Source organism: Saccharothrix syringae, from assembly GCF_009498035.1.
In the GTDB taxonomy this organism is placed as follows: domain Bacteria; phylum Actinomycetota; class Actinomycetes; order Mycobacteriales; family Pseudonocardiaceae; genus Actinosynnema; species Actinosynnema syringae.
The window spans coordinates 2017948-2030154 of the sequence record NZ_CP034550.1; the positions used below are offsets into that span (position 1 = coordinate 2017948).

Here is a 12207-nt window from a genome sequence, read left to right on the forward strand (position 1 = left end):
CGACGCCCACCCCGCCCGCCCAGGGGACCCCGGCACCGCGTGCTCGCCCGGACCTCCCGGACCCGACGAGCCCGACTCCGCCGAGCCCGGACCAGTCGACCCCGGCCCTACCGAGCCGGGTCCTGCGGCGGGTACTGGGGCTGCTGCACCGGCATCCCCACCGGCGGCGTGGGCATGGAGGCCGCGTGCGCCGGCGTCTCGGTCACCCGCTGCGTCTGCCCGGCCGGGGCCTGCGTCCGCTGCACGTCCTCACGCCCGCGCTGGTACGCCTCCGCGTGGGCCCTGGCCTGCGGCGCCTCCTGCTCGGCCCGGCTCAGCCACCCCTCCCACCGCTGCTGCATCGGCCGCACCAACCCGCCGCCGACGCCGACCACCAGGATTCCGCCGACCGTCGCCAGGATCGCGATCAGGATGGGCGTGGTGACCGTGGTGGCCACGCCGATCTGGTTCAGCGCCGCGATGACGCCCAGCCCGATGATGAACCACGAGGCGACCTTGCCCAGCACCGGCCCGTAGGACAGCCCGCCCAGCGCGCGGCCGGTCAGGTCGCGCACCGCGCTCGCGACGGCCGCGGCCACCACGACGATCACGATGGCCACGATCGCCCGCGGCAGCCAGGCGACGATGGCGGTCAGCAGGTCGCTCACCGGGTTCGAGCCGAACAGGCCGAACGCGATCTGGAGGGCGATCAGCAGCACCGCGTAGTACACGATCTGCGCGACCAGGCCCGAGGCGTCGAACTTGGAGCGGGCCAGGGCGTCGCCGATCCCGCCGCGCTGGACGGCGCGGTCGAAGTGCACGCGCTCCAGCACCTTGTTCACCGCCGTGCGCAGGAGTCGGGCGACGACCCACCCGATGAGCAGCACGAGCAGGAACCCGACGAGCTTGGGCACGAAGGTGACCACCGAGCGCAGGGCGTCACCGGTGGCGTCACCGATGCCCTGCGCCACGAGCAGTTCCGTCATCGTCTTCGACCTCCTCGGACGAGGGTTGTCCCGTCGATCCGGTTACCCGAGGTCTCCCCGCCAAACCTGTCGTCAGCCCGCCGTGGAAGTGTCACTCGCCGGGGGGAAGACCCACCTCCCGCTCCACTTCGACGGTGGCGACACCGGGCACGGTACCGAGCACACCACTCGCCTGGGGGTCAACCGATCCGGTGACCACGCCCAGCGTCTCCATCACGTCGTCGACGTGCATCCCGGCGTCGCGCAGCGCCGAGACCACGGCGGGCAGGTCGGCCAACCCGTCGTCGGCGACCGAGACAACCACCTTGTGCCGAGCAGTTGCCACGGTCGCCTCCAACGCGTCCTCAGGGAGCCTGCACCAATCCTCCACCCACGTCCGTGGAAGGCAACCCCAGTCGACGGCCGGACTGCGCCAGCCGCGCCCACAGCTCCCAGCCGCGGGCGCCGTACTTCTCCGCCAGCAGGGCCGCCACGCCCGCGACGTGCGGCGTGGCCATGCTGGTGCCCGCGATGCGCTTGTAGAGCCCCTTGCCGGAGTCGGTGTTCCAGCTGGAGTAGATGTCCATGCCCGGCCCGACCAGGTCGACCTGGCCGATGGTGTCGACCGTGCCGCAGGAGAACGGCGCGATGGCCCGGCTCACGTCGATCGCGCCGACGGACAGGATCGACGGGCAGTTGGCCGGGTGGCCGACCGGGTTGACCGCGCCCGGCCGCCTGCTCTCGTTGCCCGCGGCGGCGACGATGAGCGACCCGCGGGCGATGGCGCGCGTGGCGGCCTGCTCGAAGATCTGCGAGTACGGCGTGTTCGGCCGCACGGCCGCGCCCAGCGACATGGAGATGACCGCGCACCCGTTGGTGACGGCCCACTCGATGCCGGCCAGGATGCCGCTGTCCGTGCCGCTGCCCGCGTTGGACAGCACCTTGCCCGCGTAGATCTCGACCTCGGGCGCGACGCCGTAGCCGGGACCGGCGGCGGGCTTGCGCGGGCCGCCCGCGGTGCCGATGCAGTGCGTGCCGTGGCCGTGCGCGTCGTCCACGGTCTCGCCCTGGATGAACGACTGGGTGACCACGGTGCGGCCCGCGAAGTCGGGGTGCGCCACGGTGAAGCCGGTGTCGAGCACGGCGAGGCGCACGCCCTTGCCGGTGGCCGCGCAGATGCTGGCGCCCACGGCCTGCAGGCCCCACGTGAACACGGACTCGTCGACCGCGGCCGCGGCGGCCTGCTCGGTGGAGGTGTAAGCCTGCACCACCCGCTCGGCCTCGACCACGGAGATCGGGCCGGTCGACTCGGCGGCGCGGGAGAGCTGGGCGACCTGCTCCGGCGTCGCGTCGACCACCGCGACGCCCAGGTCCTGGAAGATGACGCCGTCGGTGGCGGCGAGGTCGGCCGCGGTGGGCCGGTCGGCGGTGCTGGCGGCGCTGATCCCGGCGACCCGGTTCATCTCCAGTGCGCCGGCCGCGACCGACCGGTCTTCGAGGAGCACCAGGTAGCGCCCCGTGGTCTCGGTGCCCGTTGGCTGTGACATGACGACCCCCTCCGGGGTTTGGCGGCTGTCAGGTGTAGCGCCGGACCACGCCCGCGCTCAAGCGCCCGTACGGGTTGGAATCCGTGAAGGCGTGGTCCGTACGCAGTACTGGAGGGGCCGGGGGGCCGATAAATACAGGTCAGGCCGTTGTCGCCTGCTCATCACGCCTTCGGGTGAACTTGGCGATCGGCTCGACCACGCGGGCCGCCACCGGGCCCAGCACCGCCATGAGCAGCACGTACGCCGTGGCCAGCGCCGCCAGCCGCCCGTCGACCGCGCCGGAGGACACCGTGAGCGAGGCGATGACGATGGAGAACTCGCCGCGCGCCACGAGCGCGGCGCCCGCGCGGGCGCGACCCATCCGGCCGATGCCCTGGCGCCTCGCGGCCCACCAGCCGGTGGCCACCTTGGTCGCCGAGGTCACCACCGCCAGGGCCACCGCCAGGCCCAGCACGGGCGGGATCGACGCCGGGTCGGTGTTCAGCCCGAACACCACGAAGAACATCGCCGCGAACAGGTCCCGCAGCGGCTCCAGCATCCGGGTGGCGTTCTCCGCGGTGGACCCGGAGATCGCGATGCCCAGCAGGAACGCGCCGACCGCCGCCGACACCTGCAGCTGCGAGGCCAGGCCCGCCACCAGCAGCGCCGCGCCCAGCACCTTGAGCAGGAACACCTCGGGGTCGGGGCTGTCGACCAGCGCGGAGACGTAGCGGCCGAACTTGAGCGCGACGACCAGGACCACGGTGATGGCGGCGAGCGAGATGCCCACCGCGCTCAGCCCGCCCAGGAAGCTCACGCCCGCCAGCACGGCGGTCAGGATCGGCAGGTAGACCGCCATCGCCAGGTCCTCGAACACCAGCACCGACAGCACCACCGGGGTCTCCCGGTTGCCCAGCCGGCCCAGGTCGCCGAGCACCTTGGCGATGATCCCGGAGGAGGAGATGTAGGTGACGCCGGCCATCGCCAGCGCGCCGACCGGGCCCCAGCCCAGCACCAGCGCGGCGACCGCGCCGGGCGCGGCGTTGAGCACGATGTCCACCACGCCGGCCGTCCACGACCGCTTCAGGCCGGTCATCAGCTCGGCCGCCGAGTACTCCAGGCCGAGCAGGAGCAGCAGGAGGACCACGCCGATCTCGCTGGACAGGTGCGCGAAGTCCTCGATGCCGTGCAGGGGGATCAGGCCGCCCTCGCCGAACGCGAGGCCGCCGATCAGGTAGAGCGGGATCGGGGAGATGCCGATCCGCCACGCCATCTTGCCGAGCAGGCCCAGGCCGAAGAAGACCGCGCCGAGCTGGACCAGCGCGATTGCTGTGCTGTGCAAGGTGCTCAGCCACCGCCCAGCAGGTCGCCGGCGGCGGTCAGGCCCTCGGCGGTGCCCACGACCACGACCAGGTCGCCGCCCGCGAACACGAAGTCCGGGCGCGGCGAGGGGTGCACCGCGCCCGAGCGCACCACGGCCACGATCGACGCGCCGGTGCGGGTGCGCAGCTCGGTCTCGGCCAGCGGGCGGCCGTCGAACCGGGAGCCGGGGATGACCGGGAACTGCCGGGTGGACACGCCCGCCACGTCGCGGTGCTGCTCGTCCAGGTGCGCGACCAGTTGCGGCGCGCCCAGCAGGCCCGCCAGCGTGGCGGCCTCGGCCGGGGTGAGGGCTATGGATGCCATGCAGTCGTCGGGGTCGTCCCGTCGGGACAGGATCAGCTCGAACTTGCCGTCGCGGTGGGTGATGACACCGATGCGGCGGCCGGCGCGGATCATGAAGTCCTGGCGGGTGCCGATGCCCGGGAGCGGCGTTACCTCGACGTTCACGGTGCGATCCTAGACGGGTGAGTTCTCGGGTGCGCCCGATAAGTCGGGGATGGGTGGTTCGGGACGGCGTGCCGGGGCCGGACGTGGACGAGTTCGCCGAACCGGAGCGGGTCGTGGCCGCCCTGGCCCGCGCGCGGACCGGCACGCTGCTGGCCGTGCAGCACCCGCACCGCACGCCCGCCGCGCTGGCCGCGGGCGAGTCGGCGGTCGACGCGCTGCCGCGGGCCCGCGCCGAGCTGGCCCGGCTGCGCGCCACCGCCTACCGCGAGGTGCGCGACGTGGTGGCGCCCTACCGCGTGGACGGCCCGGACGGCACCGCCTGGGGCCTGCTGTGCGTGGCGGACCCGGCGGCGGTCGGCCACACCGAGGACGTCTACCCCGGCGTCGTCGCCGAGCGGGCCCGCGTGCTGGCCGGCCTGGGCTGCGCGACCAGCGCGGCGATGCTGGTGCCGGTCGGCCGGGACGTGTCGCTGACCGGCCTGGTCGCGGAGTTCGACGGGGAACCCGCGGCGTCGGTGGTCGACCCCGGCGGGCGGCGGCACCGGCTGTGGCTGGAGGGGCCCGGTGAGCGGCAGGACGCCCTGCTGGCCGCCGCGGGCGAGCACCCGCTCATGGTCGCCGACGGCAACCACCGGGTCGCCGCCGCGGCCGGGATGCCGGGGCTGCTCGCGCTGGTCACCGCGGGCCCGGACCTGCGCGTGGGCCCGATCCACCGCGCCGTGTCGGGCACCGGGCTCACCGCGGCGCGCGCCGCGGCGGCGTGGCGGGCGCTCGGGCTGGCGGTGACGCCGGTGGCCCGGGGCACGCGCCCGTCGCCGGGGGTGGTGGTGGCGGTGGCCGGCGACGGCGCGGTGGCCGTCCCGCTGCCCGCCGGGGGCGTGGACCACGCGTTCGTGGAATCCGTGCTGCTGGCCGAGGCGCTGGGCCTGGACCCGGAGGGGCCGCACGTGCGGCCGGTGACCGACGAGGCCGCCGACGCCGACCTGCTGCTGCTGATCGCCCCGGTGCCGCCGGCGGAGGTGCTGGCCGTGCACGCCGCGGGCGGTCGGATGCCGCGCAAGAGCACCTACTTCACGCCCAAGCCGCGCAGCGGTCTGCTGCTGGCCGACCTGGAGCTGCCACCTGGTGCGGGTGTGACGCCTCGCACCAGGCACAATTGCGGGGTTGACGACCGCAGTCGCGTTGAGGAGGACGACCCGGTGGCACACGGTGAGCTGCGTGGCGTGGTGGCCCTCGACGGGCCGTCCGGCACCGGCAAGTCCTCGGTCGCGCGCCGGCTCGCGGCGACCCTGGGCGCGCGCTACCTGGACACCGGCGCCATGTACCGGGCGGTGACGCTGGCCGTGCTGCGCGCCGGCGTCGACCCGGCCGACGACGACGCCGTGCTCGCGGTCGTCCGCCGCGCCGAGGTCGTCCAGGCAGCCGACCCCGACCGCTCCACCACGCACCTGGACGGCGAGGACGTCGGCACCGAGATCCGCGGCCCCGAGGTCACCCGCGCGGTGTCGGCGGTCTCGGCCGTGCCCGCGGTGCGCGAGCTCGTGGTCGGGCAGCAGCGCGACATCATCGCCGCCGCCCTGGCCGAGGCGGGCGGCATCGTGGTCGAGGGCCGCGACATCGGCACGGTCGTCGTCCCCGACGCCGCGCTGAAGGTCTACATCACCGCCGACGCCGAGGCCCGCGCCCAGCGCCGCGCCAAGCAGGACGCCGCGTCCGGCCGGGCGGTCGACCCGGTCGCCATCCTGGCCGACGTGCGGCGGCGCGACGCCCACGACTCGTCACGCGCGGTGTCGCCGCTGCGCGCCGCCGACGACGCCGTGGTGCTCGACACCACGTCGCTGGACCTGGCGGGCGTGCTGGCGGCGCTGCTGGAGCTGGTGGACGCGCGCGACCTGCTGGCGCAGCCGAGCGGGCGGGTGCGCCGGTGAGCGACCAGCTCCCGGGGGGCGCGCGGCCCCGCCTGCACGACTTCGCCCGCTGGATCGCGCGCCGGCCGTTCCGCGCGGCGTTCACCCGGACCCGCGTGCGCGGCGCCGAGCGGGTGCCGCCCACCGGACCGGTCGTGGTGGTGGCCAACCACAGCTCCGGGCTGGACGGGCCGATCCTGTTCGGCGTGGTGCCCCGCCGGGTGACGTTCCTGATCAAGCAGGAGATGTTCAAGGGCGTGGTGGGCACGCTGCTGCGCGCCATCGGCCAGCTCGCCGTGCGCCGGGGCGTGCCCGACCGGGCACCGCTGCTGGCCGCGCAGGCGGTGCTGCGCGACGGCGGCGTGATCGGCGTGTTCCCGGAGGGCACGCGCGGCGCGGGCGACGTGGCCGAGGCCCAGCAGGGCGCGGCCTGGCTCGCCCGGTCGACCGGCGCGGTGGTCGTGCCGATCGCCTGCCGCGGCACCCTGCGCCCGCCCGGGGCCGGGCGGAGGTTCCGGCCCGCGGTGGACGTGCTCGTGGGCGAGCCGTTCGAGCTGCCCGCCGACAAGGGTCGGCAGGGGCTCGCGAAGGCCACCGAGCAGGTCCGCGACCGCTTGGCCACCCTGGTGGCCGAGCTCGACAGCCAACGAGGAGAAGCACGATGACGGACTTGGACGGCACCTGGGCGGACGAGTCCGAGTGGACCGCGTTCGACGACGAGGGGCTGGGCGACGAGGGTTCCGCCGCGCCGCCGCAGCCCGTGCTGGCCGTGGTCGGCAGGCCCAACGTCGGCAAGTCGACCCTGGTCAACCGCATCATCGGCCGCCGCGAGGCGGTCGTGCAGGACGTGCCGGGCGTGACCCGCGACCGGGTCGCCTACGACGCGCTGTGGAACGGCCGCAAGTTCACCGTGGTCGACACCGGCGGCTGGGAGCCCGACGCCACCGGCATGATGGCCTCCGTGGCCGCGCAGGCCGAGCTGGCCATGCAGACCGCGGACGCCATCCTGTTCGTGGTCGACGCCACGGTCGGCGCCACCACCACCGACGAGGCCGCGGTGAAGCTGCTGCGCCGGTCCAAGCGGCCCGTGCTGCTGGTCGCGAACAAGGTCGACGACGAGCGCCTGTCGGCCGACGTGGCCTCCCTGTGGTCGCTGGGCCTGGGCGAGCCGATCCCGGTGTCCGGCCTGCACGGCCGCGGCTCCGGCGACATGCTCGACAAGATCCTCGACGCCCTGCCGGAGACCCCGCGCGAGACGTTCGAGGCCCACCGCGGCGGGCCGCGCCGGGTCGCCCTGGTCGGCAGGCCCAACGTCGGCAAGTCGTCCCTGCTCAACCGCCTCACCGGCGAGAACAGGTCGGTCGTCGACGCCACCGCGGGCACCACCGTCGACCCGGTCGACTCGCTGGTCGAGCTCGACGACGAGGTGTGGCGCTTCGTCGACACCGCCGGCCTGCGCAAACGGGTGAACTTCGCCTCCGGCGCGGAGTACTACGCGTCGCTGCGCACCAAGGCCGCGATCGAGTCGGCCGAGGTGGCGATCGTGCTGCTGGACGCGTCCGAGCCGATCAGCGAGCAGGACCTGCGCGTGCTGACCACGGTGGTCGAGTCCGGGCGCGCCTGCGTGCTGGCGTTCAACAAGTGGGACCTGGTGGACGAGGACCGGCGGCACGCCATGGTGCGCGAGCTGGAGCGCGGCCTGGTCCGGGTGCCGTGGGCCGAGCGGGTGAACATCTCGGCGCTCACCGGTCGCGCGGTGCGCAAGCTCGCCCCGGCGCTGCGCACCGCGCTGGACTCGTGGGACACCCGGGTGCCCACCGGCCGGCTCAACGCCTGGCTGAACGACCTGGTCGCGGCCACCCCGCCGCCCGTGCGCGGCGGCAAGCAGCCCAAGGTCCTGTTCGCCACCCAGGCCGCCACCCGGCCGCCCACGTTCGTGCTGTTCACCACCGGTTTCCTGGAGGCGGGCTACCGGCGGTTCATCGAGCGCAAGCTGCGCGAGGAGTTCGGCTTCCAGGGCAGCCCGGTGCGGATCTCCGTGCGCGTGCGGGAGAAGCGCCCGAAGAAGTGATCGGTTGCCCCGGCCCGCCGGATGCGGTTGCCTGACCACGTGCCGGTGCGACTGGTCCTGGCCGACGACGAGGCGCTGCTCCGTCGGGGGCTCAAGGTGCTGCTCGAAGCGGACGGCCGGGTCGAGGTGGTGGCCGAGGCCGCCGACGGCGCGGGCCTGCTGGAGGTCGTGCGCCGGCACCACCCGGACGTCGCGCTGGTCGACGTGCAGATGCCGGGCGTCGACGGCCTGGTGGCGCTGCGCGAACTGCTGACCTGGCCGGACCCGCCCGCGCTGGCCGTGCTGACCACGTTCGACCTGGACGACTACGTGGCCACCGCGCTCGACCTGGGCGCCCAGGGCTTCCTGCTGAAGGACGCGGAGCCCGACGCCCTGGTACGAGCGGTGCTCGACCTGGCCGCGGGCGGCGCGGTGCTGGACCCGAGGATCACCGCCCGCCTGCTGCCCAGGCTGCGGGCGGTGAGGACGCGCGGCAACCCGCTGCTGGACGGCCTGAGCGCCCGCGAGCGGCAGGTGCTGGCCCTGGTGGCCCACGGCAGGCCGAACAGCGCCATAGCCGCGGAACTGGGCCTGAGCGAGGCGACGGTCAAGAGCTACGTCTCCACGGTCCTGACGAAACTCGGGGTGGAGAACCGCGTCCAGGCGGCCCTGGTGGCACACCAGGTGGACGCGTGGTGATCCTCCTGGAACTGCTGGTGGTCACCGTGCCCGCGGCCATGGTGCTGATGGCGGGCGGCGTCCCGTTCACCTGGTCGGTCCCGGCGGCCCTGATCGCCTGCGCGGCGCTGCCACTACGACGCCGGAACCCGTCCCTGACCGCCCTGCTGTGCCTGCCGGCGCTGGTAGGAGGTTTGGGCTGGCCACCGACGGTGGTGGCGATGTACCGAGTGGGCCGCAAGACGAGCCCACCAGTAATGATCTCCTGGGTAGCCGCGGCCACCACCGTCCCGGCGACTTTCGTGGTGGTGCACGAGGCCCTGCCCCCCAACGCCGCGTTCCTGACGTTCGCCTTCGCCCTGTTCATGGCAGGCGCCCCCGCGGCGTTGGGAGCCCTGATCACCACCAGGCGAAAGCTGACCGCGAGCCTGACGGAAGCCTCGCGGGCCAGGACGGCCGAGCTGGAGGCGCGCGAGGAGAGCGCCAAAGCGTCGGAACGAGCCAGGATCGCCCGAGAGATCCACGACGCGGTGGGCCACCACGCCACCCTGATAGCGGTCGAGTCGGCAGCCCTGGCCGCCACCACGGAAGACGCGGAGACCCGAGAAGCGGCGCTGCGCCTGCGAGGTCTGGCCAAGGAGGCACTGGCCGAGATGCGAGCAGCCCTGGGCCTGCTCAACACCGAGCCGATCCCGGGGTACGAAGGAATCCCCCACCTGGTCGACAGGGCAAGAGCCGCAGGTCTCGCGGTCGCCTACCAGGACCGGACCACGGATGCGCCACCCCCGTCAACAGGCCGAGCCGCCTACCGCGTGATCCAGGAAGCGCTGACCAACGTCACCAAACACGCCCCGGGTGCCCCCGCAGAGGTGCTGCTGACCCACAACAGGGACCACCTGACCATCACCGTGACCAACGGTCCCCCCACCACCCCCGCACCCCCCACCTCGGGAGGCCACGGCCTGCACGGCTTGCAGGAACGAGTCACCCTGGCAGGCGGCAAGCTGACCACCACAGCCCGAACGGACGGCAGCTTCACCCTGGAAGCGACCCTCCCCTCAACCCCATCACAAGACGACTCGACTTTTGGCGGTAGTGCACACAGTCGGACGACCGCATAGTGGGTCGGACGTCGGCGAGGGGGAGCGGCCTGGCCGAGGGGAACGCGGAGGCCCGCCACGAGCGGGTCTCCGCCGTAACCGCTGGTAGAACGCCCTACGCGACCAAGTCGGGGGGTCGCGTAGGGGGCCTCTCGGGGGTGCGCTAAGCTATGCGAGCACCCCACAACGGGGGGTGTGGCCGGGACGTGGCGCAGTTTGGTAGCGCACTTGACTGGGGGTCAAGGGGTCGCAGGTTCAAATCCTGTCGTCCCGACGGTCGATAGAGGGCGAAAGCCCAGGTCAGGGCCTTGGATCACTTCGGTGAGACAAGGCCCTGACCCGTTTCAGGGCAGCGCTATCTCACAATTTCTCACGAACGCTCGTACTGCTTGTTCAGCCCAGGAGTTCGTCGAGCTGGTCCGCTGCCTGGCGCAGGTGCTCGACGTTCGGGTGGATGTAGACCCGCTTGGTGAAGCTGAGGTCCGCATGGCCCGCCCAAGCGCTGACGATCACATCGGGGACGCCCGAAGTGGCCAGGTACGTCAGGCAGGCGTGGCGGGCGTCGTAGGGCCGGACCTTCCTGACCTTCGCCTCGGCCATCAGCTTGTAGATGGCCCGCCGGAGTCGATCGGTCTTCCAAGGCTGTCCCAGCTCGTCGACCAGCACGAACCCGGACCGCTCGTACAGCTCACCGGCCCTGATCGCCTCTGCGGCCTGCCGAGCCTTGAACGCCTTCAGTGCGGCGTGCAGGGGCTTGGGGAGCGGGAGCTTGCGCTTGCCCTTCTCCGACTTCGGCCCCTTCTCCTCGACTTCGCCCTCGACCAGCGTGCGCGTCAGCTCGACCGACAACGTCCCGGCCTCCAGGTCGACGGCGCTCCACCTGAGCCCGCAGACCTCGGCCGGACGCATCCCGATCAGCGCCAGGAGCACGGGCGCGTGGAGCCGGTGGTCGCGGATCGAGGCCAGGAACTGTCTCACCTCCGTCTCACTCCAGGGCACCCGCTGGGCTGCCGCGGCCGCCGCCTTGCGCCGCGCCTCACGCGGGATCTGCGTGTACTGGGCGACGTTGCGGACCACCAACCTGCGCCGCATCGCCACGTTCAACGATGACCTGAAGCGCCCCAGCGTGAGCTGGACGGACCGGACGCTGAGACCGCTGCCGACCTTCCCGCCGCGCTTGCGACCGGAGGTGAGCATCCAGCTCACCAGTTCGTCCACGTCCTCCTCGGTGACGTCCTGGAGCCGCTTCCCGCCGAGTCGCTCCCGCACCGGCAGCAGCGCGTCGGCGTAGTTGGCGGCGGTGGCCTTCTCGACATCGACCGTCGTGGACTTCAACCAGGTGTCCAGCCACGCCGACACGGTGGTCTTGTCCGGCCCGACGAACGTCCCCTCGTCGGTCTGGTGCTTGACCTTCGCGTACTCGGCGCGGGCTTCCTTCTTGGTGTCGTAGGTCTTGGTGAGCTGCCTGCGCTTGCCGGTCGCCGGGTCGCGCCCGATGTCGATCACGAACCGGTACCTCGTCGTGCCGTCCTTCAACTCGATCTTCTTGATCGGGTCCCCCACGAGCTTGCAGCTCCTTAGTTCAGGCCCCCTCCGACGAGCCCAGAGGGGGCAGCAATCCGAGTTCACGGGCCCTGCGGATGTACCGCGCCGCCTGCGTCCGCGACCTGTTCATCACGTTGGCCACGGCCACCGCGGGTGCCCTGTTGCCGGCTGCCACGGCGTCGGAGTAGATCCGCGCCGCGCGCCGGGCGTCGTCGTCGGCCTGGTTGCGGATGCGTTCATCCGCGTCCGGCAACGAGGCTCCACGCTGCTCGACCGGCTGGATCCCGGGCGGCAGGGTCGCCAGCCACTCGTCCCGCACGGAGGCGGGCACCGTCGCTTTCTCGACCGCCGCACGCGTCATCTGGTCAATGAGGATCTGCCTCATGACCCCCGTCGTGACCGGTGCCGTCGCCTTGCCCCTCACCGTTACCGACAGCACGACCGGCCGGAGGTCGGGGCCGACGAACACCTCCATCGTCGCCGCGACGTCCGGCTCCTCCAACACGAAGTTGGCTTGGAAGCGAACCGGGATGGCGCTGTCAGGCGTCAGCGGCAGATAGCCATCGGGCGGCAACACGTCGACCGACACCCAGGCGATCCGGAAGTTCTTCGGTAGGCGAGGCACGG

The 12207-nt window shown here is 73.0% G+C and carries 12 protein-coding genes, 1 tRNA gene and 1 pseudogene; 7 read left to right on the top strand and 7 right to left on the bottom strand.

Translation table 11 applies throughout. The features are described from left to right. Positions 1 to 107 precede the first annotated feature (107 nt). The 5 genes from EKG83_RS09585 to EKG83_RS09605 form a co-directional block, all read right to left on the bottom strand. Positions 108 to 965: a mechanosensitive ion channel family protein gene (locus EKG83_RS09585; protein ID WP_084716858.1), complete on the bottom strand. Its 858-nt coding sequence runs from the start codon at positions 963 to 965 to the stop codon at positions 108 to 110. Between the two features lie 91 nt (positions 966 to 1056). Further along, positions 1057 to 1290 carry a hypothetical protein gene (locus EKG83_RS09590; protein ID WP_033433682.1) on the bottom strand — a complete coding sequence of 78 codons (234 nt, stop codon included), beginning with the start codon at positions 1288 to 1290 and terminating at the stop codon, positions 1057 to 1059. 19 nt (positions 1291 to 1309) lie between these two features. Then, positions 1310 to 2491, bottom strand: a complete 1182-nt coding sequence (locus EKG83_RS09595) for a S8 family serine peptidase (RefSeq protein WP_033433635.1) — start codon at positions 2489 to 2491, stop codon at positions 1310 to 1312. 139 nt (positions 2492 to 2630) lie between these two features. Then, positions 2631 to 3812: a cation:proton antiporter gene (locus tag EKG83_RS09600; RefSeq protein WP_033433636.1), complete on the bottom strand. Its 1182-nt coding sequence runs from the start codon at positions 3810 to 3812 to the stop codon at positions 2631 to 2633. 5 nt (positions 3813 to 3817) lie between these two features. After that, a complete protein-coding gene (locus tag EKG83_RS09605; protein ID WP_033433637.1) occupies positions 3818 to 4300 on the bottom strand; it encodes a cation:proton antiporter regulatory subunit in 483 nt (160 codons plus the stop codon). A gap of 17 nt (positions 4301 to 4317) precedes the next feature. Between EKG83_RS09605 and EKG83_RS09610 the strand changes: the two are divergent. The 7 genes and pseudogenes from EKG83_RS09610 to EKG83_RS09640 all read left to right on the top strand — a co-directional run. After that, positions 4318 to 5412, top strand: a pseudogene (locus tag EKG83_RS09610) (DUF1015 family protein); the annotation flags it as partial. An 87-nt stretch (positions 5413 to 5499) separates the two neighbouring features. Further along, on the top strand, positions 5500 to 6228 hold the full coding sequence (gene cmk / locus EKG83_RS09615) for a (d)CMP kinase (protein WP_084716871.1): 729 nt from the start codon (positions 5500 to 5502) through the stop codon (positions 6226 to 6228). Next, on the top strand, positions 6225 to 6872 hold the full coding sequence (locus tag EKG83_RS09620) for a lysophospholipid acyltransferase family protein (RefSeq protein WP_033433638.1): 648 nt from the start codon (positions 6225 to 6227) through the stop codon (positions 6870 to 6872). The genes cmk and EKG83_RS09620 overlap by 4 nt, the downstream gene beginning before the upstream one ends. After that, positions 6869 to 8278 (top strand): ribosome biogenesis GTPase Der, encoded by a 1410-nt coding sequence (der, locus tag EKG83_RS09625; RefSeq protein ID WP_033433639.1) that lies wholly within the window; start codon positions 6869 to 6871, stop codon positions 8276 to 8278. Before EKG83_RS09620 ends, der begins: the two co-directional genes overlap by 4 nt. Positions 8279 to 8299: 21 nt before the next feature. Continuing rightward, positions 8300 to 8956, top strand: a complete 657-nt coding sequence (locus EKG83_RS09630) for a response regulator (protein ID WP_033433640.1) — start codon at positions 8300 to 8302, stop codon at positions 8954 to 8956. Further along, a complete protein-coding gene (locus EKG83_RS09635) occupies positions 8950 to 10056 on the top strand; it encodes a sensor histidine kinase (RefSeq protein WP_033433641.1) in 1107 nt (368 codons plus the stop codon). The genes EKG83_RS09630 and EKG83_RS09635 overlap by 7 nt, the downstream gene beginning before the upstream one ends. Before the next feature lie 179 nt (positions 10057 to 10235). Continuing rightward, positions 10236 to 10309 (top strand) — tRNA-Pro (locus EKG83_RS09640). A 119-nt stretch (positions 10310 to 10428) separates the two neighbouring features. On the opposite strand, the gene EKG83_RS09645 is transcribed toward EKG83_RS09640, so the two are convergent. Next, positions 10429 to 11598 carry a tyrosine-type recombinase/integrase gene (locus EKG83_RS09645; protein WP_033433642.1) on the bottom strand — a complete coding sequence of 390 codons (1170 nt, stop codon included), beginning with the start codon at positions 11596 to 11598 and terminating at the stop codon, positions 10429 to 10431. A 19-nt stretch (positions 11599 to 11617) separates the two neighbouring features. Next, positions 11618 to 12205 carry a hypothetical protein gene (locus EKG83_RS09650; RefSeq protein ID WP_051766520.1) on the bottom strand — a complete coding sequence of 196 codons (588 nt, stop codon included), beginning with the start codon at positions 12203 to 12205 and terminating at the stop codon, positions 11618 to 11620. Positions 12206 to 12207: the final 2 nt, after the last annotated feature.

Bases quoted from the DNA above. Each gene is read 5' to 3' on its own strand.
- EKG83_RS09585 (WP_084716858.1), bottom strand. From the start codon at position 965: ATGACGGAACTGCTCGTGGCGCAGGGCATCGGTGACGCCACCGGTGAC.
- EKG83_RS09595 (WP_033433635.1), bottom strand. From the start codon at position 2,491: ATGTCACAGCCAACGGGCACCGAGACCACGGGGCGCTACCTGGTGCTC.
- der (WP_033433639.1), top strand. From the start codon at position 6,869: ATGACGGACTTGGACGGCACCTGGGCGGACGAGTCCGAGTGGACCGCG.
- EKG83_RS09630 (WP_033433640.1), top strand. From the start codon at position 8,300: ATGCGGTTGCCTGACCACGTGCCGGTGCGACTGGTCCTGGCCGACGAC.